Annotated in this window: 13 protein-coding genes; all 13 read left to right on the top strand. The window is 63.5% G+C overall.

The window, feature by feature from the left end; translation table 11 throughout:
- The first annotated feature begins 13 nt into the window (after positions 1–13).
- Positions 14–361, top strand: coding sequence for a hypothetical protein (locus E0T84_RS22685; protein ID WP_138745609.1), 348 nt, complete (start codon positions 14–16; stop codon positions 359–361).
- On the top strand, positions 358–1035 hold the full coding sequence (locus E0T84_RS22680; protein ID WP_138745608.1) for a hypothetical protein: 678 nt from the start codon (positions 358–360) through the stop codon (positions 1033–1035). Before E0T84_RS22685 ends, E0T84_RS22680 begins: the two co-directional genes overlap by 4 nt.
- Positions 1035–3833 (top strand): FtsK/SpoIIIE domain-containing protein, encoded by a 2799-nt coding sequence (locus E0T84_RS22675; protein WP_138745607.1) that lies wholly within the window; start codon positions 1035–1037, stop codon positions 3831–3833. Before E0T84_RS22680 ends, E0T84_RS22675 begins: the two co-directional genes overlap by 1 nt.
- Positions 3834–4027: 194 nt before the next feature.
- The gene (locus E0T84_RS22670; protein ID WP_138745606.1) at positions 4028–4414 is read left to right on the top strand and encodes a hypothetical protein; all 387 of its coding nucleotides are present in this window, start codon (positions 4028–4030) and stop codon (positions 4412–4414) included.
- An 11-nt stretch (positions 4415–4425) separates the two neighbouring features.
- Entirely contained in the window at positions 4426–5490 is a 1065-nt protein-coding gene (locus E0T84_RS22665) for a hypothetical protein (protein ID WP_249383717.1), read from the top strand.
- A gap of 29 nt (positions 5491–5519) precedes the next feature.
- Complete coding sequence (locus E0T84_RS22660; protein WP_138745605.1) at positions 5520–7493, top strand: bacterial transcriptional activator domain-containing protein; 1974 nt, start codon at positions 5520–5522, stop codon at positions 7491–7493.
- A 13-nt stretch (positions 7494–7506) separates the two neighbouring features.
- Positions 7507–7752 carry a hypothetical protein gene (locus E0T84_RS22655; RefSeq protein WP_138745604.1) on the top strand — a complete coding sequence of 82 codons (246 nt, stop codon included), beginning with the start codon at positions 7507–7509 and terminating at the stop codon, positions 7750–7752.
- 66 nt (positions 7753–7818) lie between these two features.
- On the top strand, positions 7819–8157 hold the full coding sequence (locus E0T84_RS22650; RefSeq protein ID WP_138745603.1) for a type VII secretion target: 339 nt from the start codon (positions 7819–7821) through the stop codon (positions 8155–8157).
- Positions 8158–8191: 34 nt separating this feature from the next.
- A complete protein-coding gene (locus tag E0T84_RS22645) occupies positions 8192–9790 on the top strand; it encodes a Fis family transcriptional regulator (RefSeq protein WP_138745602.1) in 1599 nt (532 codons plus the stop codon).
- Positions 9791–9906: 116 nt separating this feature from the next.
- Positions 9907–10230, top strand: coding sequence for a YbaB/EbfC family nucleoid-associated protein (locus E0T84_RS22640; protein ID WP_212757727.1), 324 nt, complete (start codon positions 9907–9909; stop codon positions 10228–10230).
- Positions 10223–12085, top strand: coding sequence for an AAA family ATPase (locus E0T84_RS22635; protein WP_138745601.1), 1863 nt, complete (start codon positions 10223–10225; stop codon positions 12083–12085). The genes E0T84_RS22640 and E0T84_RS22635 overlap by 8 nt, the downstream gene beginning before the upstream one ends.
- Positions 12085–13590, top strand: coding sequence for a type VII secretion protein EccB (gene eccB, locus E0T84_RS22630; RefSeq protein ID WP_138745600.1), 1506 nt, complete (start codon positions 12085–12087; stop codon positions 13588–13590). The genes E0T84_RS22635 and eccB overlap by 1 nt, the downstream gene beginning before the upstream one ends.
- A gap of 74 nt (positions 13591–13664) precedes the next feature.
- The gene (gene eccCa, locus E0T84_RS22625; RefSeq protein WP_138745599.1) at positions 13665–17984 is read left to right on the top strand and encodes a type VII secretion protein EccCa; all 4320 of its coding nucleotides are present in this window, start codon (positions 13665–13667) and stop codon (positions 17982–17984) included.
- Positions 17985–18068 lie beyond the last annotated feature (84 nt).

The following is an 18068-nucleotide window of genomic DNA, read 5'->3' as shown; positions in this document are numbered from 1 at the left end:
AGGGAGAACGGCGGTGCCGAATCTACAAACGCTGGCGACAGCGAACGTGAGCACCCTCGCCACGGATGCACAAGGGGCTGCTGTGGGCCTGTTGTACTTCGCCGCGGGAGTGCTGGCCGTGGCGGCGACATGCGTGTGGGCCGCCGCAATGTTGGTGCACCGGCACCGATCCCCAGAGGGGGACGGCCCGGGTGAACGGGGCTGGCGCACCACAGTTGAGAACGTCGCGACCATGTGGCTGGCGCTGAGACTGGGCGTGGCAGCTCTCGTGTTGGCGATGACGGCCATGTGCCTGCCAGCCCTGACAGATCCCACCTTCGTCCACGTCTGCGCATGCACACACACGGGAACGTTCTCATGAGCGCGCTGAGTGCGCTGAGGATGCGGTGGCGGCGTGCCCGTCGGGTATGGCGCAACATTCCCCTGCGGATGCGCATCGGTGTGCTGATCGGCCTGGTCGCCGTCGCCGGCCTGATCTGGCAGCACACCACCACTGTGCCGGCCTCGGAGCGGACCGAGTCGACAGCTACTGCCACATCGGAGCCCTCCGAACAGGCGCCGGCCAGTGCAGGTGCCGACGACTCTGTCCCCGCCGGAGGGCAGCCGCAGCAAGATCCCGCGGTTGCGTTGCCGCTGCCGGACACCTCGGTGGACGCTGCGCGTGCCACGGTGCAGCGTTTCGCCACCAATTTCGCTTCCCCCAACGGCGATTTCGATGATTGGTTCGGCCGGATTTCCCAGGATGTGGCGGCGCAGCTGCAGGAGCAATACCGACTCACTGACATTCGCAACGTGGCCCAGGCTGCGGTGACCTCGGTGACCGGTCCGGTCAACCAAACGCCCGGGGCGATGGCGTTCCGGGTGACCTATTCCGATGGAACACAGGTCGAAGTGCGAGTGGAAATGGGTGTGCAGGCTGAGGGGTGGAAAGTCATCAACGTCATCCCGGTCCCTGCTGAAGCCGCTCCGGCGCCCAGCGACCAGGATGGGCAGCAGCCTCCGGCCGCGGCCACCAGCGAGGGAGGTGGTCGGTGATGGCGGGGACCAAAACCAGCGGTGAGGGGAAGGCGCCTGCCGCAGCGGATCAAGCCGGGCGGGCCTATGCCACCCACACCACCGAACTCACCCGGCCCTACATCCCCGGGGAATCAGCCAGTGATCAGCGAGAAGCGGCCCAAGGATGGCGGTGGATCAGCCTGGCCGCGGTCGCGGCCGCGGCGTTGCTCATCTACACCCGGGTATGGCCGCTGATCTCCGGACAGATCTACCGGCCCTCGCCAGTGCGGGATCTGCTGCTGCCGCCGTCAGCGAACCCTCTCTACGTGGTGGCCGGAGTCGGTGTGGGGTGGGTGTGGCTGTTGTTCGTGATGGCCCCCTTGGCGCTGGGTGCATTCGCGGGTCTGTGGTGGGTCGCGCTGGTGTTCAACAACCATCGAGCCCGCGCCGGACACCTGGGCCATCTGCGGCCCGGCCAGAAATGGCAGGGAGAGAGCTACCCGGTGGGTCCGCTGATCCTGCTGGGTGCCGCGGCGGCCCTGGTCGCCGGTGGCAGCCTGCTGAGGTGGGCCGGCCCGGCGGCGGCCACGGTGGTTGGCGGCACCATCCTGCTGGGAGTTTTCCTTGTTCTGGGATGGGTGTGGGTGCAGTTGATCAGCTGGGCCCGCGCCCGGGGCGATGTGATCAGGCAGATCAACGAGATCACGTTTCTGGCGTCGCCGGCGCTGGGCTGGAACGATTTCCGGGCTGGGCGGGTGCGTGTTGTGAAGGCCAGCTGCCCCCGCGGTGCGGCGCCGTACCCGCGAGTGCTCAAGCTGCGCTACGGGCAGCATCCGCGCCGCATCGGCGAGGACCTCACTCGTGAGGCCGCCGAGATCCTCACGCAGGTGACCGGTCGAAACTACGTGTTCGACCACGATCCGCTGACTCGTACATTGACTGGGACCGAAACCGTGGCGGTTGAGCAGGCTGCTGAGCTGACTGCCGAGGCGGTGCTGGATCCGCTGGTGGCTCATTGGTTCGATGCCCCGTCAGCGGGCGCCAAGAAGGCCAGCATTGTCTCTGTCAGTGTGGCCGAACCGAAGATCGTGGTCGACGAAGACGGAAATCTGGTCGACGAGGACGCATTTCCTGTCGACGACGCGGATGCCGCGGCCGAGGAGAGCGCCAATGCTGCGCATACCGAGAACGACAAGATCGCTGCACGAATCACCAGTTTCACGGTGGAGTTCGCCTACAACACCAAGGTCGCCACGCCCTACCGGCAGGGAATGATCGAAGGGTCAGTGACCCATGCTCTGGGCGGATCGTGGAACGCTGACTGGAGTCTGCCGTCGCGGAGGGTGCAGTTCCGACGGTGCCCGGGGCTGGAGAAGTTGGTGGATCCTCCACTGGAATTCCCGGTCGTCAACCGGGCGGTGATCCGGTCTCTGTACAAGCAAGCCACCATCCCGTTCGCTGTCGATGCCTACGGCAATGTCATGGTGTGGGACTTCAAACAGAGTCCGCACATGTTGGTGGCCGGCCAGACCTCCAGCGGTAAGACCTCACTGCTGATGACGGTGGCCACCCAGTGTGCTCGGCGAGGTTTCAATGTCGTGTGGATCGACCCGAAGGGGTTCGACTCCCCCGGCATGCGGGACTGGCCGAACGTGTCGCTGGTGACTGCGGGCACTGACGAGGACGGCATGGTCGGACACACTGCGGCGCTGCGGTTCATCGCCGATACGATGCGCGAGCGGCTGGCGCTGGTGAAAATCAATCCCAATAGGGCCGACGACTTCGATCCGATCGTGGTGATCACCGACGAGTTCTCCAACCTCGTGGTGGCGCTGACGGAGTTCTATTCGACGTACCGGGCCAAGAACGAAAAGGGAGCCCCGCCCACGACAATCGACGTGGGCATCATCCTGCGCACCGCTCGTGCTGTGGGCATCCATATGGCGATCGGCATCCAACGTCCTGACACCATGTTCATTGGCGGTGAAGCGCGCGACAACACCGCGCTGAGGGTCGCCTTGGGCCGGCTGAGGTCCAAGGATGCCGCGATCATGATGTTCAACGATGCGGTTGCCGGAACCCGGGTTCAGCCGGGCATCAAGGGGCGTGGCACGCTGCAGCTGCCCGATGGGACATTCCGAGAGATCCAGACGTTCTACACGCCGAAAGTTCCTGCGACTCCTGAGCAGTGGTCGGCCCTGTCTGATCATGAACGGCACATCTTGGATTGCCTGCGCGATGTGGACAGCTTCTGGCAGCGTCGCGTGGTGGACAGTGCGCTACGCAACTACAACCCCGAAGACGACAAGCAGAAGGCAGCAATGTCATTCCGGGTGATCCGTGATTCGCCGATCGTGCCGGCGGCCGGCCGACCCGATCTGGACCCGCTCAGCGATGAGTATGTGATGCCCTTGGGTACGGTGCGCAGGCCCACGATGGATGACGATCATGACGATCACACGAGCGTCATGTTGAGCCCGGCCCGTGATGATCGTGGACGGCCGATTCTCAACCCGGATACGACACCGGTATCGGGTGCATTCGCCGGTCCTGTCGATGGGTTCGATGACGAGTACCTGCCGACAACCGAGGACGAGTACGGCGAATCGATGCCAGCGACAGCAAACGAGATCGGTCAGGGCGATTTGATCGAGGTTTCCGTTGACGGTGTCGATGTGTGGCGATACGTTCACGCTGAGCCATACCTCAGTGAGAACGAAGATGGTGAAGACCTACTGGTCATCCCCTATCGCAATCTCGAGGACGGCCAGGATATGGGTGACATTGAAGTCGACCCGTACGAAGTAATGCACGTCCGACAGCTGAACATGACCTGACCGCACCAGGAGGCGTGATGGCGCCGAGCACATACCCGGTAGGCGGGACCGCCAGCAAGACGGCCCCGTCTACCGGGCATGTGCACATGGTGCGGCCGGGAAACCGCGCCAGAACACCAGGCGCGACACCGTCGAAGTTCCCCGCTGGATTCGCGGCAACTGAGCATCCAATGAACCGACCTGAAGGAGACGCTATGGCAGGCAGGAAACGATCCGGGCGCGCAGCGGCCGAGGCCGCTTTTGCCGATCTGATGAAAGAGCACAGTCGACTGGTAGGCGACGTCGGTGCCACACATGAGGCGATGCTGTCGAAACTGGCCGAGGCCGCCGCCGAAGTGGAGCGCTACGAGAACGCGCGGGCGGCAGCGATCAAGGCGAGCGCAGTCACCGAGCGTCAGCTCGACGCGATGGGATACAAGAAGGCGCCGAAGGTGCCCGCGCTGAACATCGCGACCGGCCGCGATTCTGGCAAGAACACCAAGAACGGTGCGCCGCCGGCCGCACAGGAATCCGAGGCTTCTTCGGGTGATTCGAGTGAAGTCGAGCAGCCGCGCGAGCTGGCTGTCACCAGTGGTTTGTAGAGAGGACACTGATGAGCATCGAGAGCCTGGAGATGTTCTCCCAGGATATGCATAAGCAGTACCACGAATTGTTCGGAACCGAACCGGTCGACGGCACCGGTTTTCGGGACCTGGGGAACTATTCGCGCAACCTCGGTGGGCAAGCCAAGCAGTCGCGCGACGGGGTGATTGCTTTGGACTTCTCACCCGCAGTGAGTGGTCCGTTTGCGGCGTCGACCGGGCTGGATCATCTACCTCTGGACAACCTGGGTGGCGGGGCCGACAACGCCGGCGGGGCCACCGACACCAGTGCTCAGGTCAATGTCGACGGAGCCAATGATGTCGCGGGGAATTCACAAGCCGAAGCCGCCGAGATCGCGGCGGTGCCCGACCCTCAGTCCCCGGCTGGGCAGGCCGCGATCCTGGCGATCATCCAGAAGTACCAAGCCAAGTCCGTGGGCACAGTGGAAGAGTCGGCTGCCGCTACCCAGGCTGCGGGTGTCAAGGCAGCCGATGACAGTGGCGATGGCGGCGACGAGGATTCCAAAGGCAGCAGTGACAGTCATGATGACCACGGCTCAGACGACCTCGGCGGCGGGATGGGCGGCACCAGCCTGATGGACATTCTCGGGTCATTGCTTGGTGCGGGTGGCAGCGGGATGGGCGGGATGATGAACCCGATGAGCGGCGGCAGCAGTCCGTTGGGAAGTCAAGGCGCCAGCCCGTTTGGCTCCGATCCGTACGCGATGACCGGTGCGTCATCGCCGGCGGCGGCCAATCCGTTCGCCGACCCGTTCGCCAGCTCGCCCAGCGGCGGTGGGACGCCGGCGGTCAGCGCGGCCAGCTACAGCCCCGCTGCGGATCCGTTCGCGTCCGCTCCCGGCACGGGCAGCACAACGTCGCTGACCGATCCGTCGCTGACCGATCCCTCGGAGTCGGGATCCGGTGAAGGCTCCTCTGAGGAACATTCCGGATCCGCCAGCTCGGAAAGTTCGAGCGAATCGAGTGGATCGGGCAGTGAAGGAGCCGCCGCGGCATCCAGCGACAGCATCGACTTGTCCGCATTCGGGTTGAGCACCGACTCGGCATCGGGATAGGTCGAACGATTGAGGGTAGGGAGCCGGGGATGACCGCAGCTGTAGTGGGTGCAAATTCGTCGATCACCTCGTGGTGGTACGGACAGAATCGAGCCGCTGACACCACGCGGCGATTGGAGTCGGTGCTGGCACTGAATCCGTCGCCTGGACCGGTGGGAGCGGTTACGGTTCGCCAGGGCGAGCTGACCGCGGCCTTCCTGACCGGATTGAGCACCCCGCTGCCCCATCCCTGGCAGCCTGCCGGGCGACAGGCCAGCATTGCGTGGGAGGCAGTCGACCCCGGATCGGCGCCGGATCCCGAACACCCGGTGTATCTGGTGGTATTGGGCACTGGGGAGAACCCGTCGGCACTGTTCGTGCTGAACTTGGCGGCATTCTCGCGCATCCGCGTTCTGGGGGACAGCTCCACCGCTGGTGGGATCGTCAACCGGTGGGTGCTGGAGCTGCTGAGCACGCATCCCGGCACGACAATCGGCATCACCGACGATGTGTGGCCGGGCCCATTCACCAGCCGCGTGCGGCAGGTGAGTGCAGGCAACGTCCCCGATGTCGACGTGCTGTTTCTGGGAGCCGGGTACAGCTATGCCGATAGGTCCCAGATCGTCAGCTCGTCAACCAGCCGGATCGTGATCGATCTGGGCCAGGACGCCGCAGTCAGTGCGACGTGGACACTGACCTGCGGCGCTGACCTGCAAGGGGAACTCAGCAACGGGTCAGAACGCACGATGAAGGCCACCCTGATCGGTCTGTCCCCAAACTCTTTGGACCTGTGGCGCGGTCTGATGGACCCTGGTCGGCCGACACCGCAGCAACCAGCGGACCACGTCGAAGGCGCCGAGACCACCGGCACGGCTGTCCCGCCCCCCTGGGATACCGAATCCGACGACGCATTCGACTTCCCCGCGAACGATGACATGGCCGAATGGACGGCTCCCCCGTCCCCCGAGGACCTGCTGTTCGGGCAAGAATCCGACCACTCCACCAGCATCGGCACCGACGACGATTCCGACGTAGACCCACACATCGAGGAGAGCGCCGCCACGGTTCCTGCGGCGCAGGAACCGCAGACACCGCTCCCCGTGACACCCATCGTGTCCGCGCCGCCAGCCACCGACAACAGCGCCGACATGCTCATTGGTGCCGACGATGGCGATGAAGGCCCATCGGAATCCACCGGCGCCGGCAGCTCCGAAGCCGCCGAGGACCTCCCCGGGCCGCCTGCGGCTGCAGGAAGCGATCATGGCTCTGCCTCGACACCGACCATCTCGGTGAACACCACGGCGGTGCCTGCGCGCCTGGCCGTGATCTGGAATCGCATCCTCGGCCCGGTCACCTTGTGCCCCCCGCATGGAGGCCCAGAACACCCACGCGACAAAAGACTCAACGAGCTCACCGTGTTTCTGCAGACACAGCGAAATGTCAAGCGCAGCGAAATCGTGGACGCGATCTTCAGCGGAGTCGCCGAAGAACAGACAGTGACCGGGCAGTTGTCGATTCTGCGGAAACGTTTGGGCCGGGTACGTCCAGATGGTGACGTTGCATTCCCCACCCTGGCGGGCAGTTACTACCGGCTGCATCGTCAGGTGATATCAGACTGGATGGAGTTCGACCGGCTTATCGGAATCGACCCCGACCACACCGCCCAAACTGCACCGGCCGACCTGATCGCAGCGATGGAGCTGGTGACCGGCGCGCCCCTGGACGGGATCAAAGACACCGAATGGTCCTGGTCGAAATTTCTGCGTGACGATATGAAGACCCGGGTGCCCAACGGTGCACTCGCCCTAGCCAAGCGCTACTTCGACAACCACGACTACAGCGCCGCCCTCGGCGTGGCCCGCAAAGGTCTCTGGTACGACAGCGCACGCAACGACCTGTGGGCCGTGGCGCTGCGGTCGGCCGCCGCTGACCGCCAGGACGACACATTCCGGGAACTGCGATCCGATTACATCGCGAAAGTCCCAGAAGCGGAACGTAATTCAGAGGTGTTCGACCTCACGTAGATAGGGAGTCCCGATGTTTGAGATCACCGTGAAGCAATACCGAGACGACGATGACGACATCATCACTACCGCGTCCACCGACCCCGAAGCCGTGGAAGTTTCGGTGATGACCACCGGGCGAGTCATCGATGTCAATCTGCGGCCCGAAAGGGTCCGCCCATTGGGCGGGGAGGGGTTCGCGGAAGTGTTCGTTGCCTGCGCCCAGGCCGCGTACGGGAGTCGCTACGACTCGCTGCTTGCCGATCATCTGGTCGACTAACCCACAGCTGGCCACACATTTGCCGCACACTGGAAACCACGTAGGACCTCACGAAGGAGAAACCCCATGGCCACCACTTCCGCCGCCTCGGGCGCCCTCAATGTCAATCCAGCTGACCTGACCGCCGCGGCCGGAGGCTACGAGGAATTGGCGCAACGCGCGCAGATGATCTCGCCTCAGGCCGTCGATCTGGTTCAGAAGGTGATCGCCACCCACGGTCCGATGGGCTACTCGACGGCGATCGGCATCATCGCAGGGCTGCTCGCGAAAGTAGAGAAGGTCGAGGCTAAATCGGCAGATTTTGTGCTGTATGCGCAGCGGCTCACCGAGCACGGCGTCTCCTATCGCAGCGGTGACGGTGCGATGGCCGACGGCCTTTCCAGCATTCAGATTCCCTCGGTCTGACCAGCGCCGTACGTTTCACGGGGGAACCATCGCCATGCTCGACATCAACACCGACAGATTGCGTGCGGTAGCAGAATCAGTGCGCAATGCCGCAGCAATGCTCAACGTCGACCTTCCCAGCGCCGAGGTGCAGGCGTGCGGTGGCGATGAGACATCGCACGCCATCATGGGCAACCTCAACACCCGCCAACGGTGGCTGACAGATCAGCTGAAGGCTGGCCACGGACAATCCCTCAATGCCGCCGACGGTGTCGAGGGCACCGCAGTGTCCTACGAATCCGAAGACAGCGCGATCGCCGAGAAATTCGGCGGTGACGGATCGACGGCGCGAGCAGTGTCCAGTGAAGGATCAACCGCCGCCCCCGCGGTCTCGGCAGCCCCGGCGATGAATGCGATCCCGGACATCAGCGATCGCGACGGGGAATCTCTGGCGACGCAACTGGAAGCCGGCGCTGGGCCAGGTCCGGCGTCCATCGCGGCTGGCCGCTGGTTCACCGTGGCCGGCCAAGCCAACGCCGCGGCGCTGCACTACTCCGAAGCTCAAGGCCACTTGATGGCCAGTGGAGAATCCGGGGCGCATCATGGCCTGCTGACCAAACTGGTGAAGGCGCAGGCATGGTCGGAAACGATGTCCGCACACTCCCTGTCCCTGTCCGATAGCTATGCCACTGCGGCCAGCGCGCACACCGCCGTCCAGGAAACGGTGGGGACCTCGATAGGGTGGCGGACGCTCAAGACCGCCTATGACGAAGCGCAAGCCGAAAACAAGGCTACTTTCGGGGCTGCGCAGCCTCGCGTGGATGGCCTGGCCAACGCCTTGAACGTCAAGCAACAGACCGCCGAGAGCGGGATGAAAGGGTTGCAGACAACCGGAGAAGCGCTCAGTACGGTACCGGCAGGTGCGCCCGATCCGAACCTGGACCCGAACGGGAAGAGCAATCCGGCTGACGCGGGTGGCCCCGAGGACCCGATGCGCGACAAGAAGCACGACGATGCGAAAGAGCCAACCGGGGAAGGCTCATCTGGCCTGCTCGGCTCCGTCATGGGTGCGCTTGGTCCCGTTGCTCAAACCGCCAGCCAGGCCAACCCGCTCAAATCCGTTGGTCAAGCCGTGCAACAGGTCGGTCAACAAGTCGGCCAGCAGGTTGGTCAACTGAGCAAAGCCGCGCACCCGGGGGCTGCACCGTTGAAACCCGCGGCCCTGGGAGCCCCCCATGCCGGTATCGGCAAGGGAGGCAAAGGTATTGGAGGAGGAAGCGGCATCAAAGGTGGGGTGGGCATCAGTCCCTCGATGCGGCCGGCCGCTCTGAGCAGTCCGACCGCCACGCCCGCTAGCGCGCCCGCAGTCACCGCCAAGGCTGACTCCTTGCGCGGCGGAACCACCCCCAGCGCAACCGGCGGCATGGGCATGATGCCCATGGGTGCACGGCCCACCGGCGACAAATCGGCGGCAGTGACGTCCAAGTACCCCGAACAGCCCGCACCAGAAATCAAAGGCACGGGCCGGGCCGGGGTCGTCGGAAACACCACGCCGGCCACACCTGAGCCGGTCGTCAATCCCGAGGCAGCCGCCAAACGGCGCGATCGCATCGCGCAGCGCAAAAAGGACATCGCCGATTCCTCAGGGTCGTAGCGTCGGTTCGTGCCAGTTGGGTGTCCGAATTGTGTGTCACTCTGACGACATGAGCGCACCGCCATCGACACCGTTTGCCTATACCGTCTGCTCTGCGGCTGTGAGGTAACCCCACCATGGACATCCCCAACCATCCCCTCGTCGACGCCTCGATAGGTAAGGGCCGGGACTTCATCAGCCGCCTGGACCATTCCCAGCACGCCATCGAGACCACCAAGGTGGTAGCGGAGTGCCCCGACGGCGACAACACGATCGTGTTCGACGGTGCCGCCATGGTGGTCGAGGCCACCTTCACCGACGACGTGTTCGACCGCTACCCACGCGACGAGCTCGCCGACTTGCTGCTGGACATGTGCGATGACGGCTACGAAAAGGTGAAGCGTCGCTCAGATTCGGCTGTGGACTACGCAGAAGGACTACCGACGGAACTCCATGACTGACATCGACAGTGAGGCTCGCCGACTCTTCTCCACCAGCTGCGCCGCGCTAGGGGCTGAGGTGTTCGGCCGCCACCAGGTGGCCGACAACGCAGTCGCGCGCAACGGCTTTGCGCGGCTGGCGGCCGAACTTCCGGACCACTGCGACGCATGGCGTGGATTGATCGCCGCCGGCGTGAATGACCGAAACACTCTGGAGAGCGCCTACCGCACGATCGGTTCCTACGGCGAACTGATGTCGTTGAGCGAAGTGGACTCCGACGGCCTGGATTTCGACTTCGATACCGGCCTGTATGTGAATCTGCATGCAGCAGGGGTCGACGGACTGCGCATGGCTGTGGCGGCCGCGAGGGCCGCGGACAAGGACTTCCAGGGCGCCCGGGATCTCGTTGATGACCGGATGCTGGATGCGTATCCGCTGGCTGCGGGCTGGATTCTGGCCGTGATCTACTTTCGCGCGCTGCGCTGGCCCGATGTGCGCCGAGTCCTGGCACCATTGACCACGCTGTCACACTCGGATCAGCCTCTACGCCAGGCTGTCGAGGTCGCCTACTGGACAGCAGGCGCACATCTGGGCATGTGGGATGACGCGCTGATCCACCTGGAATCCCAGGGCAATGGACCTCTCAACTTCGCAAGCGCTGACGCGTTGATGACCGCGGGTCTGTGTGCGCGGCTGCTCAGTGAAACTGATGACCCCGAGATGCGCGCTGAGCGGCTTCGCCACGCCAACCGGCTCTTGAACAGCGCATACTCTGTGCCCGGGATCAACGAGGCGATGCGATCACGTATCAACGACGCTATTCGTGATCCTGACTTCGGGATCTTCACTACCACGGCGGCGCGTATCGACGCGCGCACTGACTACTGGGACGCGGCCACCGAACCCGATGAGCGTGAACATTTCCGGGCATTGGGAGCCGATCGGCGTGCCGAACTGAAGACCGAAGCGTTAGCTGAACTGGACGAGTTCGTCGGAATGACAGAAGTCAAGGCCGAACTCATGCGTCTGAGCTCGACGGCCCGGGCCGCTCGTCGCCGTGAGGAATTGGGTCTCAAGGTGCGCCGTAAACCCTTGCATACAGGCATCAAAGGCCCGCCTGGGGTTGGCAAGAGCACGATCGCGCGTGTTGCTGGCAAGCTGCTGTGTGCAGCGGAGGTCCTGCCCGGTGACGCTTTCATCGAGGTGACCCGAGCCGACCTGGTCGACGACAAGATCGGTGGGACTGAAGTCAAGACCCGCAGAGTGCTGAATCAGGTTCTCGCCAAAGGTGGTGGCGTCCTGTTCATCGATGAGGCATACACGCTGACCAACTCCGGATCCAAGAATGACTTTGGTCCCAAGGCGGTCGAGGAATTGCTGACCGCGATGATCGACTACCAGGACAAGCTCATGGTGATCGTGGCCGGCTACGTGAGAGAGATCGACGAGTTCTACGGGTCCAACCCGGGGATCTTCTCCCGGATCGGGCGTGAATTCGTTCTGCCCTCCTACAGTTTGGACCAAATGGTGGAGATCGCCGAACGCGCGGCGGCCAAGGGCGACAGTGTGATTGCTGATGTCAGACCTCTACGCGAGGTGTTCACCACGCTGGCGCACGCACAGGCATACGACAAGAACGATGTGATGCGGCCGGCCCTCGATGTTGCCGGCAATGGGCGCTTCGCCCACAACTTGATCGGATTCGCCGAGGAGGAACGCGAATACCGGCTCGACATGGCAGGTCGACTCGAGGAAGCCACCCGCGAGGAGATGCAGACCTTGACCGTCGAGGATCTCCAGTCGGCCATTACCCGCCAGCTCGCCAGGATCGACCTGGTGCCCGTGGCCGGCAGTGACATCGAGGAGGTGCGCTGATGACGATGCCCACCATGCCGCCGACGCGGCGCGGCTTCAAATCAAAGAGCCCGATTGAGGCGCGGAACCGGCCATGGGGTGTGGTCACCAAACACCAGGTCAGTGGTTGGCGATTCCTCTTGCGGCGGATCAGCAATGGTGTCGCGCTGCGTGATACCCGAATGCTGGCCGATCCCCTGCGCCGACAGGGACGGGCGCTGGCAGTGGGCGGCGTGTTTGGTGTGGTGGTGCTGTGCGGTGGAGCATTTCTCCTGCACATGTGGAGACCCGCCGGACTCACCGGCAATCACCCGATCCTGGCGGAGCGGTCGACCAACGCGCTCTACGTGATGATCAACGAGCAGCTGCATCCCGTATTGAACTTGTCCAGCGCACGGCTGATCGTCGGGAAACCCGAGGAACCGACAGTGGTCAAAGCCGGTGAAATCGACAAGTTTCCGCTCGGCAATAGCGTGGGTATCGAAGGCGCACCCGCCCGGATGGTGCAAAGCCCGGTCCGCGATGCCAAGTGGATGGTCTGCGACGCTGCTGGCGGGCCCGACGCGGGCACCACAGTTATTGCCGGCGCCGACCCCGTCGGCGGGCCCGGGCACGCCTCGGTGATGTCGGAGGACGCGGCAATCCTGGCCAGTGCCGACGGTGGAGAAACCACGTGGCTGATCTGGGGTGGCAAGCGCAGCGAAATCGATATGAATACCCCCGCGGTGACCGCGGCGGTCGGGATCAACGCCGATACCCCCGGCCCACGGCCGATCAACCGTCAACTGCTCAATTTGATTCCTCCGACGCGGCCGCTGGTGGTGCCGTTCGTTGCCAACGCCGGCGATCCTCCGCGGTTCATCTGGCCTGCGCCAGGTCCTGTCCCGGTCATCGGGTCGGTAGTGGTCGATCACGAAAACAACCAGTCGCGCTACTACGCGGTCACAGCTGAAGGGCTGCAACCGATTACCCCTGTTGTTGCAGCGATGCTGCGGGCCAGTAACGCTCACGGATTGGTGGATCCGCCGGTCCTGACTCCCGATCAGGTTGCCAAAGCGCCGACGGCTCGCCCTATCGCGGTGGACGGCTATCCGTCAACCGCGCTGAAGGTGATCGATCCGAACACCGACCCTGTGGCCTGCGGGCAGTGGGCCAAACTCGACGGAGCGCCGACATCGAGTCTGAGGTTGCTGTCGGGGCAGAGCTTGCCGGTGGCCGATGATGCCCAACCTCTGTCGCTGACGCATCCGGGTCCGATGACGGCTTCCCGGGTGATCATGCCCAAGGGATCGGGGTTCTTCGTTCAGGTGACCGGTCAGCAGCCTGAGTCGACCACCAAAGAAGCGCTGTTCTGGCTGTCAGACCTCGGCGAACGGTTCGGATTGGAATCGGGCCCCAACGAGACAACGGCGCCATCGGCGGCGTTGGGAATGACTGCCGGCCCGCTGCCCGTGCCTTGGTCGGTGCTGAGCTTGTTTTCAGCCGGCCCCACCCTGTCCAAATCCGACGCGCTCGTTTCCCACTAGAAAGTCGAGCTACCAGTGATGAGTGCCAACACATCGGAGAACCCCCGAAGCGATGTCGAGGAGTTGAGCAGCTGATGCGCAAGCGATGGGAACAGCGGCGCCGCATCGACGTGCCCGACGCTATCAAGAAGGTCTTCAAGTTCGATCCGCCGCCGGAACTGCCGCGGGCGATCGAGCGCAACTGGATCCAAAAGGCTCTCCCTTACATCATCGGGGTGGCTGTGGTGGGCATCGTGGTCCTGATGTTTGCCACCGGCTTCCGCCAGCTCAACCCGATGTACATGGTGATGATGCTGGTAATGGCCACCGCCGCGGTCGGATCAGTGGGTGCCGCCGGCGGTGGGCCGGCGCAAATGTCCACCAACGAAGTGGATTCCGAGCGCGGCGAGTACCTGAGGTATCTGTCGGAGAGCCGTGTGACGATCGGCGAATCCGCCGCGTCGCAGCTGGCTAATGCGGAGTGGTCTCACCCAGATCCGGGAGAACTCGATGCCTACGTCGGCTCGCGAAGGATGTGGGAACGCGGCGCTGCAGACAAGGACTACCTGAAGATTCGAATCGGGCGTGATGAGGTCAGACTCATCAGCACAGTGGGCGTTAAGAGTCATGAATCGCAGCTGGATCTAGAACCGGTCGCCAAAACTGCCCTCGAACACCTACGCCAAGTCCAGCAGTCCATTCCCCATTGCCCCAAGGCGGTGGATCTGGCTCAGTTCGGCCGGATAGCGGTCTATGGGGACCGTGACTTATTCGAAGGAGCTGTGCGGGCATGGGTGAGCCAGTACGTGACCTGGCACCCTCCCGTTAACACCGTGCTGGCGGTGGCCTCCCCCCGCCTGGAAGAGCTCTGGGGATGGACAAAATGGTTGCAGCACACTGAAAGTAACAAGGTCGATGGTATCGGTCCGGCCCGCTACCTGAGCCGCTCGCTGCGTGACCTGCACGCGAAGTTGGACACCGTGCTGGCCGGCCGGGAATCACTGCTTACCGTCTCGGGCGGCCGGGAGGTCGTCACCGGCGAAGCAACCAAGTCCACGAACCGCAAGCATCTGCTAGTCATCGTCGATGATCCAGGTGCAGAGGTGTCGGTGATGCGCAAACTGGAGGAACTCGACGGCGTCACGGTGGTCTCCTACCGCGACGGCGCTGGACCCGGCCGCGAACACGAATCGCACGATCGGGAACTGCTGCTGCGCCTGGACTCGACGACGAGCGGCGCTCATATGCGGGCATGGCGGAAATTCCGATGGGAGCTCACCCCGGAGGCTGACGGGGCCTGCGAGGAACCAGATCTTCTGACACTGCCGATTGCCGAGCATCTGGCCCGACAAATCTCAGGGCATGACGGCGGTATGTCAACCAGCCAAGACGTTGCCTCTGCAGCAGCACAGACACAGCTATCGCTGCTGAACATCGACAATGCTGCGGCGCTTGACATCAAGACGCTGTGGGCGCCGCGCCGGCACGAGGACTACCTGAGGGTTCCGCTGGGCTTGGCCCCTGACGGCGCTCCGGTGTGGATCGACTTCAAAGATGAGGCAGAAGGCGGCATGGGCCCCCACGGCCTGTGCATCGGGATGACCGGCGCCGGGAAATCCACCACCCTCATCGGTGCGCTTCTGTCGCTCATGCTGACGCACACGCCCGACGACGTTGTATTGCTCCTGAGCGACTTCAAAGGCGAGGCCGGCTTCGACACGTTGGCCGACTTCCCGCACGTGCTATCGGTGATTTCGAACCTGTCAGGCAAAACGTCGCTAGTCGACCGCTTCGGCGACATCTTGCGGGGGCTCATGGATCGCCGCGAGGCCACGTTCAAAGAGGCAGGCCGTCGGGTGCAGGGATCGGCGTTCGCGAGCCTGAGCGAGTACAACCAAGCCCGCGCCGAAGGCCATGATCTTCCCCCCATCCCCACCATCATGGTCGTCGTCGACGAATTCTCGCTGATGATCGACGAACGCGCCGAGATCGTTGAACCGCTCGACACGGTTGGCCGCAAAGGCCGCACGCTAGGGATGCACCTCTTGCTGGCCAGTCAGACCCTCGACATCGGCAAGATCAAATCCATCGACAAGAACATCCAGTACCGGATCGGGATGAAGGTGTCCAGCCCGTCGATTTCGCGGCAGATCATCGGCACCGAGGACGCCTACAACATCGAGGCGGGCCGAAATTTCAAAGGCACTGGATACCTTGTGCGAGCCCCCGGTGCCCAACCGGTCCGTTTCCGCGGATTCAACCCGCCCAAACGCTACGAACCCCCGCGGATCGTTGTTCACCGTCGCATCAAGCGCGCCGATAAGTACCAGGCAGTGTCGCGGACGGTCGTTAACGGTGCGCCTGTCGTCGTGAGTGGATTGAGCGGAGAACTCGCTGTCATCGAGAAGAACTACCCACCATCGCTGTGGACGTTGGAGAAGTACGACCTGCGGGTGCGCAGATTCACCGCCGAGCGGGTCGAACCCGAAGACGGGGATGAAATCGAAGAAACCGAGGTATCCGAGACGAAGATCGAGGGTGCGCCGCGGTCGTTGGCTCTCACCGTCGGCGCTCAACTGCTCAGCCATTGGGGAGAGCAGTCAGAGCAGCTGTGGTCGCCGCCGCTGGACGAGCCGATTTCGCTGGGCGCGGTGTTGTCTGAGTCCGCTGCCGGGCCTGACCGCTCGCGTTTCCCGTGGTGGCCGTTGGGCAAGATTGACCAGCCGCGACGACTTTCCCACGACCTGCTGACCTACTCCATCGAAGATGGCAGTGTGCTGATCCTCGGCGGTCAGCAGTCGGGCCTGTCGACGGCGTTGCAGACCTTCGTGTTGTCAGCGGCCTCCCGCTACTCCAGTCGCGACGTGGGGTTCTACGCGCTGGCCTACGGTGGCCCCCCACTGGCTAGTCTGCGGCAGCTCCCCCACGTCGGCGCGGTGGCCGGCGCGGACGATATTCCGCTCATCCAGCGGACGCTTCGCGATCTGGATGCGCTTGTCGTCCGGCGTCGCCGCCAGTTCAAAGAACTCGATATCAACTCCGATGCCGAGTACCGCAGATTGCGCGCCCAGGCGGATCAGCGGCTCGACGATGGCTACCCCACAGACATTTTCGTCATCGTCGATGGATGGGAAGAATTTCTCAAAGACAACAAAACGCCGATGGACAGCAAGAACCCGTTGCGCGACAACATCATCCGATTGGCCAACGCGGGTCATGGCGTCCATGTGGTGATCACTGCCCAAGACTCCGTTGGAGCTAGCGATGTGCAAGGAGCAACAAAAACGAGGTGGGAACTCAAGCTGCCCCCCATGACATATTCGTCGGTGAGGCCTTCGGTCGAAGATGGCATGCGCCGTCCCCAAGACAAGATCCCCGCCGGACAACCCGGGCGAGGCATCACTGCGAGCGGAGACAGCCAGGGCGACACGATCCGATTCGCTGTGGGGACCATGGACGCGGAGGTCAGCGTCGAGGATCTCGATCTGAAAGTGCGTGAGGTCGTCGCAGCAATCGCGGCTGCCCACAACGGGGATCCAGTCCCGCGTCCGGAGCTGCTGCCGGCAGTCGTTGCCCCCGAGGCAATCGGTCAGGAGCGGCTCGGTGGCGAACAGATCGCGATTGGTCTGCGCGATACCGGTCAACCGTTAGTGGTGGATTTCGACAGGCATCCGCTGCTGGCAATCTACGGTGACGCCAAGCGAGGCAAGAAGACAACGCTTCGGCATCTGATCGAGGTGCTCGCTGATCGTCGCGAAACTCCCGAGCAGATCAACGTCATGGTCTTCGACTACAAGGAAGCAATGCGCGATGCTCTGCCGCACCTGGTCGAGGGGAAGGACTTCTATACCAGCGACCCTGCAGCGATGGCGATCGCCATCTTGCAACTGAACGCGGTTCTGGCCCAGCGCAGGGCACCGAAAGGTCTCACATGGTCCGAGCTGGAGTCGTGGAAGTTTCAGGGGGCACCGATTTACTTGCTCATCCCTGATCTGGATGTTGTCCCTGACCATGTCGACGTGCCCACTGAAGATCTTGTCGCGGTCGGTGCCATACCGGCTGAAGGCGCTGGCGGCGTGCCCCACCCCCCGGTCATGCAGCTGCCGGTACTGGCTCCGCTCATTCAGCACATGGCCAAGGCTCGTGAGATCGGGCTGCGGGTGATCATGACCAATAAGGCGGCGCTGTCCATCGGCGTTGAGATGAAGGAACGCACGGTCGCCGGGCAGATGGGTGCGCAGCCCTCACACCGGATCCTGATGGGGTCGCGCAACACCCAAGACAAGATCGGCGGCCGCAAGTTCGAGAACCTGCAACCCGGTCGGGGGTACGTCTTGCCGCCGCCGGATGCACCGGACAACGAGGGCGTGGTGCAGTTGGCAGTTCCGCACAACCATGTGTTACGACCATGTTAAAAGACCACGGCAGCGCTGTAAGAAGTTGTAATACGCGTGCTGCAATTGCTGGCAATCGAGGGTTTGCTGACGGTAGTTTGTGCT

The organism is Mycobacterium sp. DBP42, from assembly GCF_005924235.1.
Classification (GTDB): domain Bacteria; phylum Actinomycetota; class Actinomycetes; order Mycobacteriales; family Mycobacteriaceae; genus Mycobacterium; species Mycobacterium syngnathidarum.
This window is presented reverse-complemented; position numbering and strand designations above follow the sequence as displayed.